Consider the following 24600-nt stretch of genomic DNA (forward strand, 5'->3'; position numbering starts at 1 on the left):
GCACTGCGTTTGCCCGGCCTACGCATACATGACGAAACACAATCATCCCGTAGGCCGGGTAAGGCGTATGCCGCCACCCGGCAATTCTCTTCTCATCAACAATCAGGCGTTTGGCACCCCATCCACCGCCACGGCGCTCTCCTTCTGCTGCGACGCATGCTCCTCTTTCGCCTTCAGACGATCCCAGGCACGGAAAAACGGGTAGTAAATCACCAGCGAAATTCCGAGGTTCACCGCCTGCAGTACCGTGCCGGATACGTGCCCGCCCGTGGCCAGGTAGCCGCTGATAAAAATCGGCGTGGTGAACGGCAGCGCGATGCCCGCAGGCGGGGCAACCAGCCCGGTCGCCATCGCGGTGTAGCTGACAATCACCAGCAGCACCGGCGTCAGGATAAACGGCAGGAAGAAGTAGGGGTTCATCACCAGCGGAATACCGAACACCATCGGCTCGCTGATGTTAAACAGCGCGGCGGGCGCGGCGATTTTGCCGAGCTGCTTCATCTGCGCGCTGCGGCTTCTCAGCACCATGAAAATGACCAGTCCGAGCAACGCCCCGGTGCCGCCCGGTGCAATCCACAAGTCGTAAAACTGCTGGGTGATGATGTGCGGAATCGGCTGGCCGTTCTGGAACGCCGTCAGATTTTCCGCCATGTTCGACAGCCACACCGGTTGAATGAACACCAGCACGATGGCATCGCCGTGCAGGCCGAGCGTCCACAGAATGCCAATCAGAATTACCGAGACGATCATCCCCGGCAGCGTGCCGCCAACGTGGTGCATCGGAATGCCGATAATGGTGGCGATCATGCTGTTAATATCGCCGAACGGGGAGGCTTCCACCACCAGACGCAGCGCCAGCACCACCGCAAGCACGCAAAAACCCGGCACCAGCGCAAGGAACGATTTAGCCACCGCAGGCGGTACGCCGTCCGGCATGCGGATCACCAGATTGCGGCTGGCGACAAAGCGGTAAATCTCGGTCGAAAGCAGCGAAATCACAATCGCCACGAACAGCCCCTGACTGCCGACGAAGTTAATCGGAAGGACGCCTTTCACCACCTCTGCCGCGCCGTGAACTGGCGTGAACAGCGTGTTTTGTGGGATGGTCATAACGAAGGCCACCAGCGACATCGCCCCGGCGGTGAGCGGGTCGAGCGTGCGGTATTTTTCCGCCAGCCGATAGGCAATCCCGAAGCTCGAAATCAGCGCCATAATGTCGTAGGTCGCCTTCACCGGGTAGAGCATCTTGTCCCGCCAGACGTCGCCAAACAGGTGGCTCATCATATCGGCGTAGCCCGGTACCGGCAGGTAGGCAAAAATCAGGAAAAACGAGCCGATCAGCATAAACGGCATGTTGAGGATGATGCCGTCACGGACCGACAGCACGTGCTTCTGCCCGGCGATTTTCAGCGCGACGGGCATGACATAGCGTTCAATGAGCGTTGTTTTTGACATGGTGAATTCCCGTCTTAAAGGTTCAGTTAAACTGCGGCAACCACTGACGATTCAGGGTTAACACTTCATCCAGCAGCGCCTGTGCATCGGTCACGTTGCCCACCAGCGGGTTGGTCACCAGCGCCAGCAGTGCGCTTTCACGGCAGCCGTGGACGGCGGCCTCAATGGTTAAATATTCAAACGCTTTCACCTGCTGAGTCAGCCCGTTCATGGCGGGCGGCAGCGGGCCGAAGGCGAGTGGGCGTGCGCCCTGGGCATCAATAATGCTGTTGGTTTCCACCACCGCATCGTCGTCCAGCCCGTGGATCGCGCCGTTGTTGCGGGTGTTCACCACCATCTCTTTGCCGAGGTTGTTGTGAATCGCGTTGATCAGCTCCACCGCCACTTCGGAGTAATACGCGCCGCCGCGGAAGCTCAGCTGCTCTGGCTTCTCGTCAAGGCTCGGGTTGGCGTACAGCTCAAAGAGCTCCTGCTCCACCTTCATCACCTGCTCGGCACGGGTGCCCTTGCTTTTCGCCGCTTCGATTTCATCGGCCAGCATCGCAGGCGTCAGCCAGAAGTAGCGGTGATACGGGCAGGGAATGGCCTTCAGCGCACGCAGAAAATCGGCGGGCCACGGCAGTTCTTTGATGTTGTTCATTGAGAGCGCGCTGCCGTCGCAGAGCATCTCAATAACCTCTGCCGTCACGTCTTTGCCGTCCTGCATCACCTTGTGGATCCACACCATGTGGTTCAGCCCGGCAAAGCGCAGGTTGAGCGTACTTTCGTCGGCGTTGAGCATTTTGCCGATCATATGCTGCATGTTGATCGGCACGTTGCACAGGCCAATGATCTTCGCCTTGCTGTAGCGGCTGACCGCTTCGGTCACGATGCCCGCCGGGTTGGTGAAGTTGAGGATGAAAGCGTCCGGGGCCAGTTCTTCAACCTTACGGGCCACGTTCAGAATGACCGGAATGGTGCGCAGCGCTTTGGCGAAGCCGCCGACGCCGGTGGTTTCCTGACCCAGCAGGTTATATTTCAGGCCCAGGCGCTCGTCCTGAGCACGGGCCGCCAGCTGCCCGACTCGTAATTGAGTGAGCACGAAGCTTGCGCCGCGAATAGCTTCATCGAGGGTAAAGTGGACGCTCACCTTCACGTGCTCAAGCCCTTTGTGTCGGAGCATGCGCCCGGTCAGCGCGGCGATGATTTCCACCTTCTCACGACCGGACTCCACGTCCACCAGCGCCAGTTCCGTCACCGGAAGCTGCTCGTAGCGCTGGATAATCCCTTCAATCAATTCCGGGGTGTAGCTGCTGCCGCCGCCGACAACGGCGATTTTTAATGCCTGCATGATGACCTCGTTTTCGGCACAGGGAAGCCCGCGCGTGTTCGTGAAGAAAACGCGGAGGTGCCGGACAGATTAAAAAAGGAAAATCAGTGAGCGATGAGCGCCAGCGCTTTGTCGAGTACCGCCGCGCCGCGCATCATTCCGTAGTCGGCCATGTCGATCACCGCCACGGCTTTGCCCTGGGGTTCGGCAATCGCCGAGAGACGAGCAATTTCATATTTGACCTGTGGGCCAAGCAGCACCACATCGGCGCCAGGCAGTTCGCGTTCGAACTCGGCGACGGGCACGGCATAAATATCCAACGCCAGCGCGCGCAGCTCGGCTTCGGCCTTCATCTTGTTGACCAGCATGCTGGTCGACATCCCGGCGGCACAGCATAAAACGATTCGTTGCATGACGTTCCCCTTCAGTGTGGCATGACTATCTTGTTAAGATTATGTAATGAAGAAGGCTATATGAAATTTATTTTCATGGATGTGATCAATGCATAACTTTCAGCCAATAGTTGATCCAACGCCGTGCGTATTTCAAGCAAAAACATAGGCAACATCGGCATTCAGTGGTATAAAGTTCACCAGCCATAAGTGAAAAATATTTTCAAATCGTGACATCACGCAAAGGACAGAACCGGATGGATATCGTTGGTCAACTGAAGGACGGGATGAGCCGTTTCAGCACCCAGGAGTCCCGGGTGGCGACGTTTATTCTGGAAAATCTGAGCTTTACCGCCAGCGCCTCGATTGATGAACTGGCGGCAAAAGCGGGCGTCAGCCCGGCTACCATCACCCGCTTTGCCCGTTCGGTGGGCTGCGACGACATTCGCGATTTGCGTAAACAGCTGGCGCAGGCGAGTGAACGCCGCTCGACCTGGGTGTCCGGCCACAGTGCGGCGCTGCCGTCTGCCTGGCGCGATCGTTTCGACGCCGTAAACCTGACGCTCACGCATCAGCTGGAACATACCAGCGAGAGCGCCCTCGATAAGCTGAAATCACGCCTGCAAACCGCCCGCGCCGTACACTGCTTTGCGTTGGGTGAGCAGGACGTGCCGCTGGCGACCCTGTTGCAGCATCAGCTGCTGCCGCTCGGCATTGCGCTCAATTTTTGCCAGGACGGTAATATGATGCGGATGATCGCCAGCACGCTGAGCGACGACCACCTGCTGCTGGTGCTTGCCACCGGCCCGGCAGACAACCTGCTGCAAGGCGCAACGCTCCAGGCACGCATGCAGGGCGCAACGATTTTTGCCCTCACTCCTGAAAACCACCCGCTGAGCAATATGGCGGCGGAAGTGCTGCCGCTCTCCTCCTCGCCGCAGGCTGCCCGCTATGCGCTGCTGATGCTGGTTGACTTACTCAATGACACTCTTAATGCGTGATCCTTCTCACGGCGTCGCTCGCGCCGTGAACAGCTGATTTTGCTGCTTTTTTACCCACCGCACATTCTCAGAAATTTCATTTTAATCCGCACTGCCCGCCTGCTGCGCTGTGCCATTTTTACTTTGTTCTGAATCAAAAAAAGCGCAAACATGTTTGATGCAAATCACTATATATAGAACTTAGAATGCACCCCGGCCCTACATATTGTATTAATCGTCTATTCTCACACCAATGACCATCAGGTCAGGCGATGAGGTTTGTGGATAAAAAGGGCCGGGACTGAAGGAAGTCATTGGCGGACAAACCCAATTGCGCTTTTGGTCAGCTTTCCCCCTCTGTGGATAACCTGTTCTTTTAATATGGAGTGATCATGACACCGCATGTGATGAAACGAGACGGCTGTAAAGCGCCTTTCAACTCAGCACGCATCCAGGAAGCTATCCTGCGTGCGGCCAAAGCAGCGGGAGTCGATGACGCAGACTATTGCGCCACCGTCGCAGAAATCGTCAGCCAGCAGATGCAGGGCCGCGACCAGGTTGATATCAATGAGATCCAGACGGCGGTGGAAAACCAGCTGATGTCTGGCCCACACAAGCAGCTGGCGCGTGCCTATATTGAGTACCGCCACGACCGTGACGTAAAGCGCGAGAAGCGCGGCCGCCTGAATCAGGAAATTCGCGGCCTGGTTGAGCAGACCAACTCTGCCCTGCTCAACGAGAACGCCAACAAAGACAGTAAAGTGATCCCAACCCAGCGCGACCTGCTGGCGGGCATCGTCGCCAAACACTATGCGCGCCAGCATCTACTGCCGTACGACGTAGTGCAGGCGCATGAGCGTGGCGAAATCCATTACCACGACCTCGACTATTCGCCGTTCTTCCCGATGTTCAACTGCATGCTGATTGACCTGAAGGGCATGCTGACCAAGGGCTTCAAGATGGGCAACGCGGAAATTGCGCCGCCAAAATCCATCTCGACCGCCACGGCGGTCACCGCGCAGATCATTGCCCAGGTAGCCAGCCACATCTACGGCGGTACCACCATCAATCGCATCGATGAAGTGCTGGCCCCGTTTGTCACCCTGAGCTTCGAGAAGCACCGCAAAATCGCCGAAGAGTGGCAGATCCCGGATGCGGAAGGCTACGCCCATTCGCGCACCGAGAAAGAGTGTTACGACGCGTTCCAGTCGCTGGAATATGAGGTCAACACCCTGCACACCGCCAACGGTCAGACGCCGTTCGTCACCTTCGGGTTCGGCCTTGGCACAAGCTGGGAATCGCGAATGATTCAGCAGTCCATCCTGCGCAACCGCATTGCTGGCCTCGGTAAAAACCGCAAAACCGCCGTGTTCCCGAAACTGGTCTTTGCGATTCGCGACGGCCTGAACCACAAGTTCGGCGATGCCAACTACGACATCAAACAGTTGGCGCTGGAGTGCGCGAGCAAGCGCATGTACCCGGACATTCTGAACTATGACCAGGTGGTGAAAGTCACCGGTTCGTTCAAAACGCCGATGGGCTGTCGCAGCTTCCTGGGCGTCTGGGAAAACGAAAACGGTGAAGAAGTTCACGATGGCCGCAACAACATCGGCGTAATCAGCCTCAACCTGCCGCGCATTGCGCTGGAAGCCAAAGGTGACGAAGCCGCCTTCTGGACGTTGCTGGATGAACGCTTGCAGCTGGCGCGTAAAGCGCTGATGACCCGCATCGCCCGCCTGGAAGGCGTGAAGGCGCGCGTGGCACCGATTCTGTATATGGAAGGCGCGTGCGGCGTGCGTCTGAAGGCTGACGATGACGTTTCCGAAATCTTCAAAAACGGTCGCGCGTCCATTTCCCTGGGCTACATCGGCATTCACGAGACCATTAACGCGCTGGCGGGTGAAACACACATGTACGACAGCGAAGCGCTGCGTGCCAAAGGTGTTGCCATCGTGCAGCGCCTGCGTGATGCGGTCGATCAGTGGAAAGAAGAAACCGGCTACGGCTTTAGCCTCTACAGCACGCCGAGCGAAAACCTGTGCGACCGCTTCTGCCGTCTCGACACCGCGGAGTTCGGCCTGGTCAACGGCGTCACCGACAAAGGCTACTACACCAACAGCTTCCACCTCGACGTGGAGAAGAAGGTGAACCCGTACGACAAGATCGACTTCGAAGCGGCCTACCCGCCAATCGCCAACGGCGGCTTCATCTGCTACGGCGAGTACCCGAACATTCAGCACAACCTGAAGGCGCTGGAAGACGTGTGGGATTACAGCTATCAGCACGTGCCGTACTACGGCACCAACACGCCAATCGACGAGTGCTACGAGTGCGGCTTTACCGGTGAATTCGAGTGCACCAGCAAAGGCTTCACCTGCCCGAAATGTGGCAACCACGACGCCGCCCGCGTCTCGGTCACCCGTCGCGTGTGCGGCTACTTAGGCAGCCCGGACGCCCGTCCGTTTAACGCCGGGAAGCAGGAAGAAGTGAAGCGCCGCGTGAAGCATCTGGGGAACGGGCAGATCGGTTAAGGTTTCAGTCCGATTTCCCCCTCACCCTAACCCTCTCCCTCAGGGAGAGGGGACCGACCGAGCCAACCATTAAGAGACTCTCCGGCCTCTTTTCCCTGCTTTTTCTGCAAAGCAATTGGCGTCAGAGCAAGGCGGCAAACGAAAGAATCCCAGGGAGCTTACTTGAGTAAGTGACCTGGGTGAGAGAGAGCAGCCAACGCCGCTATGGCGTCAATTGGAAAGCAGAAATGAATTTTCACCAGTACTACCCTGTCGACATCGTCAACGGCCCCGGCACTCGCTGCACCCTGTTTGTTTCCGGCTGCGTCCACGAGTGCCCCGGCTGCTACAACAAAAGCACCTGGCGGCTGAACTCCGGCATGCCGTTCACGCAGGAGATGGAAGATCGCATCATTGCCGATCTCAAGGACACGCGTGTGAAGCGCCAGGGGATTTCACTCTCCGGCGGCGACCCGCTGCATCCGCAGAACGTGCCTCACATCCTGAATTTGGTGAAGCGCATTCACGCCGAATGTCCGGGGAAAGATATCTGGGTATGGACAGGGTATAAGCTTGCCGAACTGAATGCTGACCAGATGGCCGTGGTGGATCTGATTAACGTGCTGGTTGATGGGAAGTTCGTGCAGGACCTGAAAGACCCGGCACTTATCTGGCGCGGCAGCAGCAATCAGGTAGTTCACCACCTGCGCTGATTGTTCTTAGATGTGAGCTTTAATAAAATAAAAAAACGCCCATGGGCGTTTTTTTATTTATCAACAGCAATCAGGACACTCTGCTATTTTTCAGATTCGCCTTAGCGATTCACCTGAATGTATTACGCCTGATGCGGTTTTTTATTTACGCTTTTATTTACGGTACTGCATCGGGGCGTAGCCCGACTGAATAAACGTAAAGACATTATCAAACGGCGTCATTGCCGATTTACAGAAAATGCATTTCGCGCCATGGGGATTGCTTTCCGTCACATCAAAAGAAGATGTGCGGTACTGCGAGCCGTGACAGCATGGGCAGCGAAAATGGATAGATTGAGTCGTATTTTTCATATCAATAACCTTTATAATTTTTTTTGGGTAAGTGGCCTGAAACAAAATTTGACGAGGTAGAAAAGAAAAACCACAGGGAGATATCGGGAGATACTACAGAGATGGGTATTGCTTTATGGATTACTTCAGTAAATTTTCACGTTCAAACCGAATCGTTATTAACTCATGAAAATTGTTTTCCGGCAAGCCCCGTTATAAAAAGAATTGTAAATAACAGGATTACGCTTTGTCATTGACGATAAGCAGTAAGCATTTCTGATACTTACTGCTCAGCGCAAAGCGTCATTAGAACCGGCTCACGCACTCCATCGCCACGGTTTTAAACTCGCGGAAATTCTTGCAGCTACAAAGCCTCGCCATTGCCCGCTCGCGCAGGAAAGTGACAAAAATATCGTAGATCGCCATCGCCTCTTCGTACTCGCTTTTGCTGATCGCCAGCAGGAAAATCACGTGGGCTGTTTCATCGCCCCAGGTAATGCCCTGCGGGGCGAGCACGGTGTAGACCACGGTTTTCTTCGCCAGCAGCCCTAAGGCGTGCGGCAGCGCGATACCGTCGCCAAGCATGGTGCTGACAATCGCCTCACGCTCCACCACCGAGCCGACAAACTCACTGTCGACAAAGCCTTCATCGCTGAGCTGTTTACAGAGCTCGGCGAACAGCGTCTGCTGATCGATGGGTTCGTTGATGATGCGGAAGTGACGGGCGTCGAAAAACTTCTCCAGCATCCACGGGCGGGTTCTGTCCACCAGCACCAGCTTGCCAATTTGCTCCAGCTGATACTCCGTCGGGAACGGCGACATCACCACCACCGGCTTGTCTTTCTCGGTGATGCGCACCGTTGAAACGACAAAATCTTCCCCGATCGCTTCACGCTGCTCGTAGTCGCGCTGGGTGATGGTTTCGGTCATTTCCAGCTGCGGATATTTACGCTGCAGCACTGCCTCAATCATGCGCACCATCGCATTGCCCGCATCGCAGACCAGCAGCACTCGCGGCTGACGCTGGTAGCCGATATTGTAATGCCGCTCGAGGCCCACGCCGATATGCAGCACCAGGAAACCAATCTCGTTTTCGCTGATGGTCCAGGGCGTGTATTTGCTCCAGCCGGAGACCGCCGCCAGGGTCATATCCCAGGCCATCGGATAGTGCTGTTTGATGTTATCGAGCAGCGGGTTGGGGATCATTATCTGGTAGCGCACGCGGGTGATCATAGTCTTGATGTGCGTCAGCAGGTCCGCGTGCAGCTGCTCATCGCTGAGCAGGTTGTAATTATAGTGGCTGTTAATGTACTGGAGGATGTAGTTCACCAGCGCTTCGTCATCGTCGGCGTTGATTTGGCTCGGCGCTATGTCCTGCACCTGACGCGCGGCAATGTGCACCCGCAGCCAGTTCTCTTCCGAAGCCGCCAGGGTTTTGCCTGCCAGTTTCTGAATGGCCGCCGCGAGGTCGCGTGCAGCGTGGCGCACGTTGTCTTCCACATCATCGGCGGTAAATTCCGGCAGCGGATACCCTTCGCTGATACGACGCACCGCCACTGCGCAATAGAGACGTACAAACAGTTCACCTTCATCCGTCAGGCGGATGTGCCAGCGGCTAAAGACCTCCTGTAGCACCGTCGCGAGCTGCTCCGGCACGCCCGCGTTAAGGGCTTCCTGTGTCAACAGCGGGTTGGAACTGTCCTGCTGAGCCAGCTGCCAGAGCAGGTCGGTGAGGCAGGCGCGGATCGTCATTTCGCTGCCAAACAGCTTCACGCCATGGCGCGGGCGGGTTTCCAGCGTCAGCTGATAGCGCGCCAGCCATTCACGCACTTCGGCCATATCGCCCTGCAGCGTGGCCCGGCTGACAAACCATTCGTCAGCCAAATCTTCAAGCTTGAGCGAAAAGGCCGACGTCAGAAAACGGACCATCAGGTAGTGAACGCGTTCGGGGCCGGTGCGTGGAATGCGTAACGTACGCGGTCGGGTATCCTGCAACAACTGGAACAGCGTGGGATCATCAACACGCAGCTGGTAGCCGTTTCCCCGGCTGAGCACAAACTGCGCCCCGTGCTGAACCAGTAAGGCATTGAGTGCGGTAATGTCTGCCCGAACGGTTCGCGTGGAAACAGAAAGCCGCCGGGCAAGCTCGTCCTGTGGCAGCGTTTCGTTTTGCAGCATGTCAAACAGCTGCGCTAAGCGGTGGTTCGGGAATCGCACTCCGGTGTCCTCATGTTCAGAACGGACGCAGAGCGCCCGCTGTGTTTCTTATTATTTTGGCGATATCACCATCTGCGACGGGCTGCCGATAGCAGTATAACCCGGCTCAAAGGTCAGCTTGCCGCTGTGCGCTGCCACCTTAAAGCGGGTGATGTTGTCGCTGCGCTGGTTCATCACATACAGCCATTGCCCATTAGGGTCGAGCGTCACCGTGCGCGGATAATCACCACGGGTCCAGACATCATCCTGATGAATGAGATCGCCGTCGGCAGATACCGTAAAGTGTGCCACGCTGTTATGCAAACGATTGGCGACATATAGCTGTTTTCCGTCCTGGCTAAGCGCCAGCCCGGCGGCAAAACTGGTGCCTTTGTACTCTTTTGGCAGCGCAGATACGGTTTTCCCTTCCGTCAGCAGGCCTGTGGCCTGGTCGAGGTGATAATGGGTCAGCGTTGAGGCTTCCTCATTAATTAACCATAGCCCATCGCCTTTCGGCGTGAAGACGAAGTGACGAGGTCCCGCGCCTTTTGAAGAAGCATTGATAAACGGCGGCGCGTTCGGCGTCAGCTTGCCGGTCGCATCATCCAGCTGATACTGATAGATCCGATCTAAGCCCAGGTCAGTGGAGAAGACGAATTTTCCCTGTTGGTCGGCGGCGATCATATGCGCATGTGGCCCGTTATGATCGCTGATAGCAAAGCTTCCCTCTGCTGCCGCCTCCGGTTTGCCTGCACCCGCCGGGCCTTCATCCTGATGGGTGTCTGAGGCTTCGCTCAGGCTGCCATCTTCTTTCACCGGCAATACCGCAATCGTCCCGCTGACGTAGTTCGCCACCAGCAGATGACGCCCGTTCGGCGTCAGCGACAGATAAACTGGGCCCGCACCGCCGGAGGAAACCTGATTCAGCTCTGTCAGCGAGCCATCGGCACCAACTTTCAGCGCCTGCACCACGCCCTTTTCCGCTTCGCTGGCGACATACAGCGTTTTGCCATCGTGCGACACCGTCAGCTGCGCGGCATTGGGCAGCGAGCTGACCAGCGTTTTATCGTGTAAATCGCCGGTTTTCGGGTCGATAGTGAAGCGATAAAGCCCTTCCCCGTTCGGGTTGTAGGTGCCGACCCAGGCGTACTGAGTCTGTGCGTGAGCGGCGGTAGCAAGCAGAGAGAATGAAGCGACAAGCAGGTGACGTGCAGACAGCATGATGACTCCTTGACGGTGATGAAGATATTCCCCTCACCCTAACCCTCTCCCCAAAGGGGCGAGGGGACCGGACAGAGCCTGTATTAGCTGAGGAGAGTATCGGATGTATTCACCCTCTCCCCTGAGGGGAGAGGGGCAGCAGGAAAATCACCCCACCAGTTTTTTGGTCATCTCCAGCAGCGTGCGCACGTCTTCAGGACGCGTGTTGCCACTTTCTTTGTCGATGATTGAGCTGTAGATGTGTGGGATAACCTTCTTCACGCCTGCATCGAGGGCGATCTTCAGAATTTCGCTGTAGTTTTCCAGATCGATTCCGCCGGTTGGCTCCAGCCAGAAATCATGACGGGCGCAGGCTTCAGCCACGACCTGATATTCGTCGCGGCTTTTCAGGCCGCCCATCGGGAAGTATTTGACTGAACTACAGCCCATGTCTTTCAGCAGAGCGATAGCCGTATCAACCGGCACGATGCCGTCTTTTTCCAGGCTGCTCAGCGGGCCGGTGGAGATTTTGACCATGCCAGGCGTGCCGGTCGGTGAAACCAGACCGTTCACTACAGTCTCTTTCTGCCCGAGCAGCGCACGGCTGGTTGCCACGCCGGTGAACACCTGATTTACGTGCTGCGGCTGCACTTCACGGGAAATCAGGCTCACCATTTCGGACTGATTTGGGTCACCTGCGCCAAGACCAACGGAGAGCGCATTATCGATAAGCTTCGCGTATTCGCGCATATCGGCAACCGCGCTCGGTACGTCCGGGTAATTTTTGGAGAGCACGCCCACCAGCACATGACCTTCCGCCGCTTCGTACACGTCGCTGGCGTTAGCTTTAGAACCTGCCAGTACGTTCAGGCAGACACGGTCACGGTAAAAATTAGGGGTCAGTTTCATGCGTTGCTCTCCTTGTTCAGCACTTCCGCGATACGGCGTGCCACAATCTCCAACTGCTGCGCGTTCACGCTGCGAACGTCAGCTTCGATAATGCCTTCGTTGGCCTTGTAGCCGCGGAAGTAGATGGCGTATTCGCCTTTTTTCAGCTCGGACACGAGGTCGCCGGTGGCGATTTTAGTGACGGCTTCGTCGAACTTAATTTCGGTACGCGCGATATCACGCCCCGCCGCATCCCATACCACACGGGAGGTTACGCCGTTCAGGGCGTTCAGCGCGTTGATGAATGGCGTCATTTTTTCCACCATCTGCGCGCCGCTCTCTTTCTCTGCGGTCAGGTAATGTTCGATGGCGCAGGTCAGGCCCAGAATGCCTTCTTTGCCGACTTTCATCGCACGGCCAATGCCCGCAGTCTGACGTTTTACCCACTCAACATACTGAGTTTTGCCGATAACGAGGCCGCTGGTTGGCCCTTCAATCGCCTTCGCGCCGCTGTAGATAACCAGGTCTGCACCAGAGCGGTAGTAACACTGCAAATCTTCTTCAGCAGCAGCATCCACAATCAGCGGCAGGTTGTGCTTGCGGGCCACAACGACCGCCTGCTCTACGCTAAGCATGCTTTTCTGCACGCAGTGGTGAGATTTGATGTAAAGAATTGCTGCGGTGCGAGGCGTAATTGCCGCTGCCAGCTGATCGGCGGAACACTCGTTGGCGTAGCCCGCTTCCACCATTTTTCCGCCGCCGAGGGCGATCATGGTGCTTACCGGCGCGCCGAAGTTCACGTTGTGGCCGCGCGGCAGCACGATTTCGTTATTCTCGATCGGCGTGACGTGCAGATTTTCCAGTAACCAGTCGCTGTCTTTGACCAGCACGCCCGCTACGGATTGGGCAATGCCCGCAGAGGCGCAGGAAACGACCGTCGCGCCTTCCACGTCCAGCAGTTTCGCGATGTACTCGCCGGTTTTGTTCACCAGGTCTTTCATTTCGAAGTAGTGATTCATGCCGGTCAGCACGGCCTCCACCACTTCCGGGCGCGGGGTTGACACGCCGAGCGCCGTCATGCGGCCAGAGGCGTTAATCACTTGTTTAAGCTGGTATTTCTCATAAATCGAAGGCATGTTCTGCACTCCCTTGTTCGGTCATATAGCCCTTGCCTGCGCGGATGGCGGCGAGCGGCACCAGATCCTGGTCCACGTCGAGGGCGTTGTTTTCGGCATCCACCAGCGTTACCGGCTGGCGTTTCAGGGTGAAAATGGTCAGGTCGGCGTCGAAGCCGACGGCAAGCTGGCCTTTATGCTTGAGGCGAATCGCCTCGGCGGCGTTGCCGGTCACGCAGTTGATGACCTGTGGCAGCGACATACCGATAGCGAGGAATTTCGCCATCACGCGCGCCAGCGAATGCACCGGGCCGCTGATGCGGTTGCGGCAGTAAATATCGGAGCTAATGGTGTGCGGCAGAATGCCCATCGCAATCGCCTGCTTCGCTACGTCGAAACTGAAACTCGCAGTGCCGTGGCCCACGTCCAGTTTGATGCCGCGCTTCAGCGCACCGGACACCGAAGCACGCAGTTCACCAGAAGGCGTCAGAATGCGGTTCGGCTTGCCGTTATAACAGTGGGTGATAATGTCGCCGGAGGTCAGCAGCTCGGTAATCTCATCGAGATTCGGCGGGTTGTTGCCGATGTGCACCATCAGCGGTAAATCGCCGTTGGCCTTCTGGATCTCTTTGGCTTTTTCCAGCGGCGTGATGCCGTTTTCCCCCACTACGCTGCTGCTCATGCGCGCCTTCAGGCCGACGATAAAGTCCGGGTGGCGCTTGATGGCAGAAGCCGCGGCTTCTGCATCAATGTTGGCCATGTTCGCCAGTTCGTTCTGCGCAATCAGCCCGACGCGGGAGATGTTCAGCAGGGCGTAGACATCGGTTCCGCACTTGCGGGTGATGTCATAAAACGTATCGACGTCATCAGCGCCTGTGCTGCCTGCATCAATCACCGTCGTCACGCCGGTTGCGACGCCCACGCTGTCCGGTTCATCGTTGTAAATCGGTGATTTCGGGTAGCAGTGAACGTGCAAATCGATCCAGCCGGCGCTGACGTAGTGCTCTCCGTTCAGAGAGACGACTTTCGTCGCCTCGCCGTTAAGGTCGCCCAGGGCTGCAATTTTGCCGTCTTTAATGGCGATATCCGTTACCGTATCGTCAACCAGGCGTGCGCCCTTAAGCAGTAAATCAAACATCGCTTTCTCCTTGCAGACTTAACCAATCGCCACCGGGAAGATGGAACCGAGGATCATCGCGCCGAGGATGGCGCCGCCGGTGATCGGCTTCTGCCAGATGTAGAACAGTAATGCGCCAACCAGCGAGCCAATCCCGATTGGAATGGAGGCGGTCATTGCGCTGAGGATAATCAAAGGACCGAGGAAGCGGCCGGAGGCGTTACCCGCGCCCATCATCACGTCCGCCCCGTAGGTGGAGTTGCTCTGGTTGACGGTAAACTTACGCGCCAGAATGATGATGTAGCCAATCGCCAGGCCGATAATCAGGCCGGTTGCCAGTGAGGCAGCGAAGTTGGCAACAGGGAAGACAATGCCTGCGCCGAGCAGCAGCGCCGGAACGCCAAGGCCCACGCCGGTCTGAATCGCCCCGCCGATATCAAGAATACCGACCAGCGAACCTTCAATGATGCGGGCAAACAGGAAGCTTGCACCGAATGCCGCCACCGCGCCGTACACGCCGGTGTCGATCCCGGACTTCAGCATCGCCACGAAGGCCACTTCGTTAAACGCGCCAATGCCGTACAGGTAGTACATGTGTGTCCCGGCGAAGACGCCGGAAGAGAGCAGGCCGACAAAGATCGGGAATGACCAGTCCGCGTACCAAAAACCTTTATTCTGTTCCATGCGTTATCCCCTTATTTGCCGCTCAACGCGTTATGCAGCAGATCCAGCCAGTTCGGCACCGTCATGTGGAAGGACTCAATCATCTTCATGTCGAATCCACGGAAGAAGGCACTCAGCACGAACAGGGCGATAATGGCCGCCATCATGATTTTGGTGACGCGGTTCCAGCCTGCGTCCTCTACGCCTTTACCAATCAGAATACCCAGCACCAGGCCCGGTACGGCGTTGCCCATAATCAGCTGCGCTGCGCCGCCGAAGATGGTTGCCCAGAAGCCTGATTTCTTACCGGCATCAATCGCCGCCAGCCAGAAAATTACTGGCATGATGATGTTCACCAGCAGGTTTGCCGCAGGCACCAGCACCTTAACCGCAGTCACCTGCAGGGCTTCCGGTACAGCAGAGGCTGTGGAGTTGAGGAACGCCACCACGATCATGCCGATAAGGCCACAGGCCACCGCCATTTTCTTCGGATCGTGAAGGGTTTCCGCCACGTTGCGGTTTTTCAGCATCAGCGCTGAAGCACCCCAGTGTGGGATGATGCGATGGTCAACGTCCTGGGTGAAGGCACCTGCCGCCACGGAGGACGCCCAGGCGTTGAAGAAGAAGCCCAGACCAAAGGAGAAGTGAGAGGCCGGATCCCCTTCGCAGGAGTTCAGCTCGCCCAAAGTACGAAAAGCACCCATCCCTTGCGTGGTGGGCGCATGAAACATGCGTGCAGCTCCGGCGCCCACACCGACGCCGACCAGGCCGCCGATAATGAGCGATTTAAAAAGAATAATCAGGAACATGAGTCTGTCCTTTTCTAATGGTTATGTTGTCGTGACGAAATCAACCTGGTCAAGATTTAAGGCTGTCACGTTGACGGTAACGTCCAGCTCTACGCTGAACGTGCGTCGCTCCCGGCGCAGAAAGAAAAACAGAAAAGCCTCTTTCCGGACCGCTTCCTGCGCATGAACAACCGCCACGTCCTGTGGTTCAATGCGCAGTAAAATGTGCGGTGATGCTTTCATCACCGTACCCTGTACCTGGCTGAGCGCATCGGCGAAGGCGCGTGCTTTGGCCTCGCCTTTGCCCTTCACCCTCACCGTGGTGGTGAACTGTTCTTTCATGCTTATGCGCCGTGTTTCTTCTGCCAGGCCTGAACCAGACGCTCGCCCAGCTCTTCTTTATCCATGAAGCCAAAGCCCAGCACGTTCGCGCCTTCGTTGATGGCAGTAACGCCTTCTTCAACGGAGCGCATGCCGTACTTGGCTTTATAGCCGTGCTTGGTCTGAGCGGTAATGGCGCCCGCGCCGCCGCTGCCGCAGAAGGAGATGCCGAAGGTGGCGTTTTCCGCTTTCATCACGTCGCCAAGCTTCATATCTGCTGCCACGCCCGGAACCACAACTGCACGGCCACCGGCCTTTTCCACGCCTGCTGCAACTTTCTGACCTTTACCCAGACGGTCGCCAATCACTACGGTAATTTGTTCCATGTTTTGCTCCTTAAATGTTTTCTTTCGCCACTTCGAAGTGCACTGACAGCAGCCAGGCCTCTTCATCCGGAAGGTTGCCGAACTGCGCGACCACTTCGCGGGCAAGCTGCATTGATTCAGGTGAAATTTCTTCAAACAGGCTGGCTTCCACTTCTGGCAGCGGCTCGCCGGTAATTGACCGGTGTGCCATCGCACGGACGTGAGATGTCAGCATTTGCTCCTGGACGTCGTTCGGAATTATGTCGTGACCCTTGAGCAGGCTGTACACCTGGCCCAGCATGCGCGTTGCAAGTTCTTCGGTCTGACTTCCTGCGTCGGTAATGACTGCTCCGTTGTTCACTCTTCTGACCCCGTTAATTGCGTCTGAGTCAAAAACTACCGCGGAGGGTGTCGGGTTTGTAGCGAGTTGTTTTCCACTTCGAAGTGGAAAGGCGAGCGGCAGCAGTGATCTGTCCCACATAAATTCGTCAGACAGGGATGAAATGCTGGATTAGTGTGATGAGAATCACGGGAAAAAACTGAAAAGAGGGCGGGCCGAAGTGGAAATACTTTGCAGAGCGACATGCAAAAATGTGAAGTCGATAAGCTTTTACGATGACGATGCGGGGAAATCAGAGGAACGCTGGCGAGGAGTTTACGGGTTCCCTCGCCAGCCTTTCGTTCAGAACGCCGGGCTCAGGCCCCGCGCTTAGCGGTACTTCTTATGGTAAGTGTTGCGGGTTCCGGCAAGATCCAGCGCCACGCCCTGTGCTTCCTTGATTTTACCTTCGTTGGCAAGCTTCATTGCGCCGTCAATCTGACCGATCAGAACATCGAAGCCGTGGCGATAGTCTTTCATCTCCGCGCTGTCTGCCGCTTTGCCTTCCAGCTTCGGCGGGGTCTGTTTCTGTGCATCCTGAGCGGCGGTACGCATTTCGGTCAGCGCCGCTTTCATTTCCGCGGCATCATCGGTTTTCTGCACCACTTTCAGGTTTTCAGACAGGGTGTCCATATCGTCACCGAGATCGGCAAAGGCAGGAACTGCCGCCATCATCAGGGTGGAGACAGCCAGCGCTGCCAGCAGGTTTTTACGCATTGCTCACTTCCTTCATTTTTTATTATTGAACAGGTATGGCGCGACAAGCCGCGCCATCATGAGAACACTGTTATTGCCCGGCGATTTTCATTTCCGGCAGCAGCACGGAACCGCACTGAATGTTGCTGCGCGTTTCGATGTCGTCAGCCACGGTCACGATATTACGCCACATCTCTTTCAGGTTTCCGGCGATGGTGATTTCACTTACCGGATACTGGATTTCACCATTCTCTACCCAGAAACCAGACGCGCCGCGGGAGTAGTCGCCCGTTACGCCACTCACACCCTGCCCCATCAGTTCGGTGACCACAAGGCCGGTGCCCATCTCTTTAAGCAACTTTTCAAAGCTCAGGCCCTGGCCCTGAATGCGCCAGTTATGAATGCCGCCCGCGTGGCCGGTGCTTTTCAGGCCGAGCTTGCGCGCGGAGTAGTTGGTCAGCAGCCATTGGGTCAGAATGCCGTCCTTGATGATGTCACGGCGCTCTGTGCGCACGCCTTCGCTGTCGAACGGCGTGGAGGCCAGGCCTTTCAGCAGATGCGGATGTTCTTCAATGGTCAGCCATTCAGGGAGAATTTGCTTGCCGAGAGAATCGAGCAGGAACGTCGATTTACGGTATACCGCGCCGCCCGCAATCGCACCGACCAGGTGGCCAAACAGCCCGGTCGCTACTTCGTTCGCGAAAATTACCGGCGCTTTCATGGTGGAAAGCTTACGCGGAGAAAGGCGCGACAGCGTGCGCTTTGCGCAATCTGCACCCACGGCTTCCGGGTCGAGCAGGTCGCCTATCGCGCGGCCAATGGTGTAGGCATAGTCACGCTCCATGTCGCCGTTTTCTTCGGCAATCACGCAGCTTGAAAGGGAATGACGGGTGGAGCAGTAGCTTTGCAGCATGCCGTGGCTGTTGCCGAACACCTTGATGCCGTAGTGGCTGTTGAAGCTGCCGCCTTCGGTGTTGGTGATGCGTTTGTCCGCCTTCAGCGCTGCCTGTTCGGCGCGGGCGGCAAACTCGATGGCCTCGTCCGGGGAAACTTCCGCCGGGTGGAACAGATCCAGGTCTGGCGCATCAAAGGCCAGCAGATCTTTTTCCGCAACGCCTGCATACGGGTCTGGCGAGGTGTAACGGGCAATATCCAGCGCCGCCTGCACGGTGCGGGCGATGGCGTCCGGACTTAAGTCCGTTGAGGAGGCGCTGCCTTTACGGTTCTGGTGATACACCGTGATGCCAAGCGCGCCGTCGCTGTTGAATTCGACATTTTCGACTTCGCCAAAGCGAGTGCTGACGCCGATCCCGGTCGTTTTGCTGACCCCAACCTCTGCGCCATCAGACTTGCCTGCCGCCAGTTCCAGCGCGGTGGAGACGGCCTTTTCCAGTGCTTTACGCTGTTCTGCTACCTGTGTGATCACTTTCATCGCTAATGCCATAATGTAGAAAGGAGTTTAGTGAAGTCTAACAGAGAACTGTTTTTCAGTGCGTAGTGAAACTGCTACCATATGCCTCTTTTTTTAGGAGCCTGAGATGACAAAGCAGCCCGAAGACTGGCTCGACGACGTGCCCGGTGATGACGAAATTGACGATGAAGATGATGAAATCATCTGGGTCAGCAAAAGTGAAATTAAACGCGACGCTGAGGAATTAAAAGATCTCGGCGCCGAAATGGTAGAGCTCGGTAAGAACGCGCTCGACAAAATCCCGCTGGATGAAGACCTGCGTGCCGCCATTGAGCTGGCGCAGAAGATCAAGAAAGAGGGCCGCCGCCGTCAGCTGCAGCTGATTGGAAAAATGCTGCGAAACCGCGACGTTGATCCGATTCGCCAGGCGCTGGATAAGCTGAAAAACCGCCACAACCAGCAGGTTGCCCTGTTCCATAAGCTGGAACAGCTGCGCGATCGTCTGATCGTGGAAGGGGATGATGCGGTTGCGGAAGTGCTGAACCTGTGGCCGGACGCCGACCGCCAGCAGCTGCGCTCGCTTATCCGTAATGCGAAGAAAGAGAAGGAAGGCAATAAGCCGCCAAAATCATCTCGTCTGATTTTCCAGTACCTGCGCGAGTTGGCGGAAAACGCCGAGTAATCGCCTGTAGCAGCCCCGTTCTGGACGGGGCTTGCTGTTACTGTGCCATCACCACCTGATGTAATTCCTTCCTGAAGCGTTGATACGCTTCTTCCGCCAGCGGCTGCGGGTAGCTCAATACAATCAGTTCATGATCGGCGATGCCGTCGTGATAGCTCGGATGCGTATGCGCGTAGTCGTTCGCCACAAACCCCATGCTCTGATAAAAGCGAAGCCGCTTGCGGGCAATGTCCGTGGTCAGCGGGTCGATTTCCAGCAGCGTACGCGGATTGCGCGCCAAAAGCCGGGCGAGTAAACGCTTGCCGTAGCCCTGACCGCGCAGGCTGTCGTCAATGGCGAGATGCTCAATGTAGCCATAATCCACGAATCGCCAGGTACCGCTTAAGCCCACAAATATGTCGCCATCGAACCAGACCTCCAGCGCATAGTCCGGATGCGCCAGCGCCTGCCTTTTCGCCACATCTTCCCGCTGTTCATGCCAGGGAAAAGCGTGGGAATAGAGGTCATCTACCAGGGAGAAACGTTCCCCTTCGGCGTTCGTCAGTTTTTCGCTCGTTAGCATCGCAGCGTCCATTATCGATGAGGGAAAGGCAGTAAAGCGGGGAAATGAGCCGTCGGCGGAGATGCCGACGGCTCTGACTGCGGGATTACTCTTGCGCCAGCTGCGCTTTCTTCGCCAGCATATCCAGCAGCTTCTGATGAATGCCGCCGAAACCGCCGTTGCTCATCACCAGAATATGATCGCCCGGCTGTGCGGATTTACCGACCATATCAACCAGCGTGTCCACGTCCGCACTCCAGTGCGCAGGCTGGATGCAGGCTTCCGCTACTTCCGCTACTTGCCATGGAATGTGCTGAGGCTGAAGCAGGAAGACTTCATCCGCGCGGCCCAGCGACGGGGCCAGATCGTCTTTGCAGATACCCATTTTCATGGTGTTGGAGCGCGGTTCCAGCACGGCCAGAATGCGCGCGGTGCCGCCCACTTTGCCACGCAGTGCCTGAAGCGTGGCGAGGATAGCGGTTGGATGGTGAGCAAAATCGTCGTACACGGTGACGCCATTGGCTTCACCGCGCAGCTCCAGACGGCGACGGGCGTTCACAAAGGAGCCCAGCGCTTCTGCCGCATCGGCAGGCTTCACGCCCACGTGACGCGCGGCGGCGATCGCCATCAGGCCGTTGTGCATGTTGTGCTCGCCAACCAGGCCCCACTTCACCTGACCGACCTGCTCACCGTCGAGCCATACCTGCCACTCGGCAGCATCCTGGGTGATTTTCTTCGCCTGCCAGTGGCCCTGCTCGCCCACCAGTTCCTGTTCGCTCCAGCAGCCCATCGCCAGGGTCTGCTTCAGGTTGATATCGTTCTCTGGCGTGATGATACGGCCCTGGCCTGGCACGATGCGCACCAGGTGATGGAACTGTTTCTGAATCGCTTTCAGGTCGTCGAAGATATCCGCGTGATCGAACTCGAGGTTATTGAGGATCAGCGTGCGCGGGCAGTAGTGGACAAACTTCGAGCGCTTGTCGAAGAAGGCGCAGTCGTATTCGTCGGCTTCAATCACGAAGAACGGGCTGTCACCCAGACGCGCGGAGACGTCGAAGTTCCCCGGCACGCCGCCAATGACAAAGCCAGGCTTATAGCCGCAGGCTTCCAGGATCCAGGTCGCCATACCGGCGGTGGTGGTTTTGCCGTGGGTACCGGCAACGGCCACGACCCAGCGGTCTTTCAGCACGAAGTCATGCAGCCACTGCGGGCCAGACATAAACGGAATGTTTTTCTCAAGCACCGCTTCCACGCACGGGTTGCCACGGGTCATGGCGTTGCCAATGATCACCAAATCTGGCTGCGGCTCGAGCTGGCTTGCATCGTAACCCTGAATCAGGTCAATGCCCTGCTCTTCCAGCAGCGTGCTCATTGGCGGATAGACATTGTTATCCGACCCCGTTACTTCATGGCCAAGGGAACGAGCCAGCATCGCCAGACCGCCCATAAAAGTGCCACAAATACCCAAAATATGAATGCGCATACGTCACTGTTCCTTTTTCATCAGCGGCGTATTTTACCCTCTTGTGAGCGGGGGCGGAAATGCATTTAGGCAAATTCCGTAATTAGCTGGCGCGATTCACCTCTACGCGCATTTTTGAATGTTTGTTAAGATTGTTGGACATTAACCGCTTTACTCAACATCAAATGCAGGGAAAGTGTTATGAAAACGTTAGGTGAATTTATTGTCGAGAAGCAGCATGATTTTCCGCATGCTACCGGTGAATTGACTGCTTTGCTGTCGGCAATAAAGCTCGGCGCCAAGATTATCCACCGCGATGTCAACAAAGCAGGCCTCGTCGACATCCTCGGGGCCAGCGGCGCGGAGAACGTTCAGGGAGAAGCGCAGCAAAAGCTCGATCTGTTTGCGAATGAGAAACTGAAAGCCGCACTCCGCGCACGTAACATTGTGGCCGGGATCGCCTCCGAAGAAGAAGATGAAATCGTCGTTTTCGAAGGCTGTGAGCACGCCAAATACGTGGTGTTGATGGACCCGCTGGACGGCTCCTCCAACATCGACGTTAACGTCACCGTCGGTACGATTTTCTCTATTTATCACCGCATTACACCTGTTGGCACTCCCGTTACCGTAGAAGATTTCCTGCAGCCGGGTAACAAACAAGTCGCTGCAGGCTACGTTGCCTACGGCTCCTCAACGCTGATGGTATACACCACCGGCTGCGGCGTGCACGCCTTCACCTACGATCCTTCTCTCGGCGTGTTCTGTCTGAGCCAGGAGCACATGCGCTTCCCGGAAAAAGGCAACACCTACTCCATTAACGAAGGCAACTACATCAAATTCCCGCAGGGCGTGAAGAAGTACCTGAAGTTCTGCCAGGAAGAAGATAAGAATACGCAGCGCCCGTACACCTCGCGCTACATCGGCTCTCTGGTGGCTGATTTTCACCGCAACCTGATGAAAGGCGGGATCTATCTTTACCCAAGCACCGCCAGCCACCCACAAGGGAAACTGCGTCTGCTGTACGAATGCAACCCAATGGCATTCCTTGCCGAACAGGCAGGCGGCAAAGCGAGTGACGGTAAAGATCGTATCCTGGATATTATTCCGGAGACCCTGCACCAACGCCGTCCATTCTTCGTCGGCACCGACCATATGGTGGAAGATGTGGAGCGCTTCATGCGCGAGTATCCGGACGCGTAATTCAGCCCCAGGTTTCCCCTCTCCCCGGCCCTCTCCCGCGGGGAGAGGGAGAAAATCAAAGACCGCTCCGGACAGTTCCCTCTCCCTCCGGGGAAGAGAGACAATCAATACAGCCCCCTGGCAGTTTCCTCTCCCTCCTGGAGAGTGAGAAAATTAAAGACCGCTCTGGACAGTCCCCTCTCCCACCTCGGGAGTGAGAAAATTAAAAATCGCTGCTGACAGTTCCCTCTCCCTCCGGGAGAGGGTTAGGGAGAGGGCATCTCCGAAGGTTTAAGCCGCCTGACTCTGCAATCTGAACGATGCCATGGCGTCCATCAATTCGCGGGACTGCTCTTCCAGCGAACGGGTGGCCGCTGAAGACTGCTGCACCAGCGCCGCATTCTGCTGTGCCGTTTCGTCCATCTGGCTCACCGCAATATTCACCTGCTCGATACCACGACTCTGCTCCAGAGAAGCGCTGGCGATTTCACGCATCAGTTTGGTCATGCGCATCACTTCAGACGCGATTTCATCCATCGTCTCCCCGGCCTGCTGCGCCAGGTCACTGCCTTCGCTGACGTGGGCCTGAGAATCGCTGATAAGCGTGCGGATCTCTTTTGCCGCATCGGCGCTGCGGCTCGCGAGGTTACGCACTTCTCCCGCCACCACGGCAAAACCACGCCCCTGCTCTCCGGCGCGCGCTGCTTCGACCGAGGCGTTCAGCGCCAGGATGTTAGTCTGGAAAGCAATGCCGTCGATCACGCTGAGAATGTCGCCTATACGGCTGGAACTGCCGGAAATGTCGCGCATTTTCTCAATCACGTAGCAGACCATTTCGCTGCCGCGATCGGCGGTGTCGGACACGGTTTTCGCCAGCAAGTGCGCCTGCTCGGCGTTGTCTGCGTTCTGTTTCACCGTGGCGGTGATCTGCTCCATGCTGGCCGCCGTTTGCTCAAGCGAGGTGGCGGTGGATTCTGTGCGCTGCGCGAGGTTGTTGTTACCCGCCGTCAGCTCGCGGCTGCCAATATCAATCTGCGAACTGGCATCACGCACCCGCAGTACCGAATCCATCAGCGACTGGCGCATCTCGCCAATCGCTGCATTCAGGCGGTTGATCTCCTGGCTTACCGGCGGATTGATGCTGTGGGTCAGATTACCCGTCGCCACCTGCTCCAGCTGGACAATTGCCGTATTCAGCGGTTTCAGCAGCATATGACGCAGCGCCAGCCAGGCCAGTACGATGGCGCCTGCGGTAAGTACAATAGCGATAAACATTAGCGACATAACCCGGTTTTTACTGGCCTGCACTATGCCCACTTCCGCCTGACCGCGCGCGTCCACCCAGGCCTGGAATGCCTGCATATCGTTATCGAACTGACGGGAAACCGGGATCAGGTGGTTTTCCAACAGATCGTAATAGTTATCGGCGCTCTGGCTGTCGAGCGCGGCCAACATTGGCGTGATGCCCTGCTGGTTGTAAGCCGTGTAGCTTTTCGCGACCTTAGCCAGCAGCGCTGAGCCCTGCTCATCGTCCACCGTTGAGGCAATCACGTCCGACAACGTTTTCTGCGCAATCGCCACCTCACGATGAATGTTCTGCACGGACTTTGCGGCATCATCGAGCATGCCGATTTCCATCAGACGCACGGCCTGCCCGGCTTCGTTACGGGCGCGCAAAATAAGCGTATAGCCTTTGTTGAGCTGCACGAGCTGCTCACCCTGAAGGTGATTAATGCGCTCTAACGAGGCCGAACTTTTGGTGAGGGCATAAATTCCAATGCCGCTGACCAGCAGCAAAAGGAGGGTCATCACGGCCAGTAGAGAAAGCAGGCCGGTACGGATGGAAAGCTGTTTCAGCATGATGTCATTCCCGGTAGCAAAGAGACTTTTTGGCGTAAATGAAAAGTA

Annotated in this window: 24 protein-coding genes; 5 read left to right on the forward strand and 19 right to left on the reverse strand. The window is 56.7% G+C overall.

The features are described from left to right. Positions 1-102: 102 nt before the first annotated feature. The 3 genes from celB to CRO87_RS09450 form a co-directional block, all read right to left on the reverse strand. Positions 103-1455 (reverse strand): PTS cellobiose transporter subunit IIC, encoded by a 1353-nt coding sequence (gene celB, locus CRO87_RS09440; RefSeq protein ID WP_097162671.1) that lies wholly within the window; start codon positions 1453-1455, stop codon positions 103-105. A gap of 22 nt (positions 1456-1477) precedes the next feature. Further along, positions 1478-2785, reverse strand: coding sequence for a 6-phospho-beta-glucosidase (locus tag CRO87_RS09445; RefSeq protein WP_097162672.1), 1308 nt, complete (start codon positions 2783-2785; stop codon positions 1478-1480). A gap of 83 nt (positions 2786-2868) precedes the next feature. Beyond that, a complete protein-coding gene (locus CRO87_RS09450) occupies positions 2869-3177 on the reverse strand; it encodes a PTS sugar transporter subunit IIB (RefSeq protein WP_097162673.1) in 309 nt (102 codons plus the stop codon). A 236-nt stretch (positions 3178-3413) separates the two neighbouring features. On the opposite strand from CRO87_RS09450, the gene CRO87_RS09455 reads away from it, so the two are divergent. The 3 genes from CRO87_RS09455 (at position 3414) to nrdG (ending at position 7359) form a co-directional block, all read left to right on the forward strand. After that, entirely contained in the window at positions 3414-4157 is a 744-nt protein-coding gene (locus CRO87_RS09455; protein WP_097162674.1) for a MurR/RpiR family transcriptional regulator, read from the forward strand. A 371-nt stretch (positions 4158-4528) separates the two neighbouring features. After that, positions 4529-6667 (forward strand): anaerobic ribonucleoside-triphosphate reductase, encoded by a 2139-nt coding sequence (gene nrdD / locus CRO87_RS09460; RefSeq protein ID WP_097162675.1) that lies wholly within the window; start codon positions 4529-4531, stop codon positions 6665-6667. A 227-nt stretch (positions 6668-6894) separates the two neighbouring features. Next, the gene (gene nrdG / locus CRO87_RS09465; protein WP_097162760.1) at positions 6895-7359 is read left to right on the forward strand and encodes an anaerobic ribonucleoside-triphosphate reductase-activating protein; all 465 of its coding nucleotides are present in this window, start codon (positions 6895-6897) and stop codon (positions 7357-7359) included. 153 nt (positions 7360-7512) lie between these two features. On the opposite strand, the gene CRO87_RS09470 is transcribed toward nrdG, so the two are convergent. From CRO87_RS09470 to pmbA, 13 genes are all read right to left on the reverse strand, one after another. After that, positions 7513-7710 (reverse strand): cold-shock protein, encoded by a 198-nt coding sequence (locus CRO87_RS09470; protein WP_097162676.1) that lies wholly within the window; start codon positions 7708-7710, stop codon positions 7513-7515. Positions 7711-7995: 285 nt separating this feature from the next. Continuing rightward, positions 7996-9906, reverse strand: coding sequence for a transcription antiterminator (locus CRO87_RS09475; protein ID WP_097162677.1), 1911 nt, complete (start codon positions 9904-9906; stop codon positions 7996-7998). A 51-nt stretch (positions 9907-9957) separates the two neighbouring features. Continuing rightward, on the reverse strand, positions 9958-11106 hold the full coding sequence (locus tag CRO87_RS09480) for a lactonase family protein (RefSeq protein WP_097162678.1): 1149 nt from the start codon (positions 11104-11106) through the stop codon (positions 9958-9960). Positions 11107-11253: 147 nt separating this feature from the next. Further along, on the reverse strand, positions 11254-11994 hold the full coding sequence (locus tag CRO87_RS09485; protein WP_097162679.1) for a KDGP aldolase family protein: 741 nt from the start codon (positions 11992-11994) through the stop codon (positions 11254-11256). Further along, the gene (locus tag CRO87_RS09490; protein ID WP_097162680.1) at positions 11991-13109 is read right to left on the reverse strand and encodes a DgaE family pyridoxal phosphate-dependent ammonia lyase; all 1119 of its coding nucleotides are present in this window, start codon (positions 13107-13109) and stop codon (positions 11991-11993) included. The genes CRO87_RS09485 and CRO87_RS09490 overlap by 4 nt, the downstream gene beginning before the upstream one ends. Further along, complete coding sequence (locus tag CRO87_RS09495; protein ID WP_097162681.1) at positions 13093-14226, reverse strand: amidohydrolase/deacetylase family metallohydrolase; 1134 nt, start codon at positions 14224-14226, stop codon at positions 13093-13095. Before CRO87_RS09495 ends, CRO87_RS09490 begins: the two co-directional genes overlap by 17 nt. Positions 14227-14244: 18 nt before the next feature. After that, a complete protein-coding gene (locus tag CRO87_RS09500) occupies positions 14245-14889 on the reverse strand; it encodes a DUF4310 family protein (protein ID WP_097162682.1) in 645 nt (214 codons plus the stop codon). 11 nt (positions 14890-14900) lie between these two features. Beyond that, on the reverse strand, positions 14901-15677 hold the full coding sequence (locus CRO87_RS09505; protein WP_097162683.1) for a DUF4311 domain-containing protein: 777 nt from the start codon (positions 15675-15677) through the stop codon (positions 14901-14903). Between the two features lie 21 nt (positions 15678-15698). Further along, positions 15699-15998: a DUF4312 family protein gene (locus CRO87_RS09510; protein ID WP_097162684.1), complete on the reverse strand. Its 300-nt coding sequence runs from the start codon at positions 15996-15998 to the stop codon at positions 15699-15701. A gap of 2 nt (positions 15999-16000) precedes the next feature. Continuing rightward, positions 16001-16363, reverse strand: coding sequence for an SFCGS family glycine-rich protein (locus tag CRO87_RS09515; RefSeq protein ID WP_097162685.1), 363 nt, complete (start codon positions 16361-16363; stop codon positions 16001-16003). A 10-nt stretch (positions 16364-16373) separates the two neighbouring features. Beyond that, positions 16374-16703: a PRD domain-containing protein gene (locus CRO87_RS09520; RefSeq protein WP_097162686.1), complete on the reverse strand. Its 330-nt coding sequence runs from the start codon at positions 16701-16703 to the stop codon at positions 16374-16376. A 348-nt stretch (positions 16704-17051) separates the two neighbouring features. Then, positions 17052-17438: a cytochrome b562 gene (gene cybC / locus CRO87_RS09530; RefSeq protein WP_097162688.1), complete on the reverse strand. Its 387-nt coding sequence runs from the start codon at positions 17436-17438 to the stop codon at positions 17052-17054. A gap of 70 nt (positions 17439-17508) precedes the next feature. Beyond that, entirely contained in the window at positions 17509-18861 is a 1353-nt protein-coding gene (pmbA, locus tag CRO87_RS09535; protein ID WP_097162689.1) for a metalloprotease PmbA, read from the reverse strand. Between the two features lie 94 nt (positions 18862-18955). On the opposite strand from pmbA, the gene yjgA reads away from it, so the two are divergent. Next, a complete protein-coding gene (gene yjgA / locus CRO87_RS09540) occupies positions 18956-19510 on the forward strand; it encodes a ribosome biogenesis factor YjgA (protein ID WP_097162690.1) in 555 nt (184 codons plus the stop codon). Positions 19511-19547: 37 nt separating this feature from the next. Here yjgA and CRO87_RS09545 read toward each other — a convergent pair whose 3' ends face one another. Together CRO87_RS09545 and mpl are read right to left on the reverse strand one after the other, a co-directional pair. Next, a complete protein-coding gene (locus CRO87_RS09545; protein ID WP_097162691.1) occupies positions 19548-20072 on the reverse strand; it encodes a GNAT family N-acetyltransferase in 525 nt (174 codons plus the stop codon). A gap of 85 nt (positions 20073-20157) precedes the next feature. After that, a complete protein-coding gene (gene mpl, locus CRO87_RS09550; RefSeq protein WP_097162692.1) occupies positions 20158-21534 on the reverse strand; it encodes a UDP-N-acetylmuramate:L-alanyl-gamma-D-glutamyl-meso-diaminopimelate ligase in 1377 nt (458 codons plus the stop codon). 180 nt (positions 21535-21714) lie between these two features. Here mpl and fbp point away from each other — a divergent pair, with 180 nt between their 5' ends. Continuing rightward, positions 21715-22713, forward strand: coding sequence for a class 1 fructose-bisphosphatase (fbp, locus tag CRO87_RS09555; RefSeq protein WP_097162693.1), 999 nt, complete (start codon positions 21715-21717; stop codon positions 22711-22713). Positions 22714-22983: 270 nt separating this feature from the next. On the opposite strand, the gene CRO87_RS09560 is transcribed toward fbp, so the two are convergent. Further along, positions 22984-24552 (reverse strand): methyl-accepting chemotaxis protein, encoded by a 1569-nt coding sequence (locus CRO87_RS09560; RefSeq protein ID WP_097162694.1) that lies wholly within the window; start codon positions 24550-24552, stop codon positions 22984-22986. Between the last annotated feature and the right edge of the window lie 48 nt (positions 24553-24600).

Source organism: Enterobacter sp. CC120223-11 (assembly GCF_900215375.1).
Lineage (GTDB): Bacteria > Pseudomonadota > Gammaproteobacteria > Enterobacterales > Enterobacteriaceae > Scandinavium.

Bases quoted from the DNA above. Each gene is read 5' to 3' on its own strand.
- CRO87_RS09450 (WP_097162673.1), bottom strand. From the start codon at position 3,177: ATGCAACGAATCGTTTTATGCTGTGCCGCCGGGATGTCGACCAGCATG.
- yjgA (WP_097162690.1), top strand. From the start codon at position 18,956: ATGACAAAGCAGCCCGAAGACTGGCTCGACGACGTGCCCGGTGATGAC.
- cybC (WP_097162688.1), bottom strand. From the start codon at position 17,438: ATGCGTAAAAACCTGCTGGCAGCGCTGGCTGTCTCCACCCTGATGATG.
- CRO87_RS09500 (WP_097162682.1), bottom strand. From the start codon at position 14,889: ATGGAACAGAATAAAGGTTTTTGGTACGCGGACTGGTCATTCCCGATC.
- celB (WP_097162671.1), bottom strand. From the start codon at position 1,455: ATGTCAAAAACAACGCTCATTGAACGCTATGTCATGCCCGTCGCGCTG.
- CRO87_RS09510 (WP_097162684.1), bottom strand. From the start codon at position 15,998: ATGAAAGAACAGTTCACCACCACGGTGAGGGTGAAGGGCAAAGGCGAG.
- CRO87_RS09490 (WP_097162680.1), bottom strand. From the start codon at position 13,109: ATGCCTTCGATTTATGAGAAATACCAGCTTAAACAAGTGATTAACGCC.
- nrdG (WP_097162760.1), top strand. From the start codon at position 6,895: ATGAATTTTCACCAGTACTACCCTGTCGACATCGTCAACGGCCCCGGC.
- CRO87_RS09480 (WP_097162678.1), bottom strand. From the start codon at position 11,106: ATGCTGTCTGCACGTCACCTGCTTGTCGCTTCATTCTCTCTGCTTGCT.
- CRO87_RS09485 (WP_097162679.1), bottom strand. From the start codon at position 11,994: ATGAAACTGACCCCTAATTTTTACCGTGACCGTGTCTGCCTGAACGTA.
- fbp (WP_097162693.1), top strand. From the start codon at position 21,715: ATGAAAACGTTAGGTGAATTTATTGTCGAGAAGCAGCATGATTTTCCG.
- CRO87_RS09545 (WP_097162691.1), bottom strand. From the start codon at position 20,072: ATGCTAACGAGCGAAAAACTGACGAACGCCGAAGGGGAACGTTTCTCC.
- CRO87_RS09560 (WP_097162694.1), bottom strand. From the start codon at position 24,552: ATGCTGAAACAGCTTTCCATCCGTACCGGCCTGCTTTCTCTACTGGCC.
- CRO87_RS09515 (WP_097162685.1), bottom strand. From the start codon at position 16,363: ATGGAACAAATTACCGTAGTGATTGGCGACCGTCTGGGTAAAGGTCAG.
- nrdD (WP_097162675.1), top strand. From the start codon at position 4,529: ATGACACCGCATGTGATGAAACGAGACGGCTGTAAAGCGCCTTTCAAC.
- CRO87_RS09455 (WP_097162674.1), top strand. From the start codon at position 3,414: ATGGATATCGTTGGTCAACTGAAGGACGGGATGAGCCGTTTCAGCACC.
- CRO87_RS09470 (WP_097162676.1), bottom strand. From the start codon at position 7,710: ATGAAAAATACGACTCAATCTATCCATTTTCGCTGCCCATGCTGTCAC.
- mpl (WP_097162692.1), bottom strand. From the start codon at position 21,534: ATGCGCATTCATATTTTGGGTATTTGTGGCACTTTTATGGGCGGTCTG.
- CRO87_RS09495 (WP_097162681.1), bottom strand. From the start codon at position 14,226: ATGTTTGATTTACTGCTTAAGGGCGCACGCCTGGTTGACGATACGGTA.
- CRO87_RS09445 (WP_097162672.1), bottom strand. From the start codon at position 2,785: ATGCAGGCATTAAAAATCGCCGTTGTCGGCGGCGGCAGCAGCTACACC.
- pmbA (WP_097162689.1), bottom strand. From the start codon at position 18,861: ATGGCATTAGCGATGAAAGTGATCACACAGGTAGCAGAACAGCGTAAA.
- CRO87_RS09505 (WP_097162683.1), bottom strand. From the start codon at position 15,677: ATGTTCCTGATTATTCTTTTTAAATCGCTCATTATCGGCGGCCTGGTC.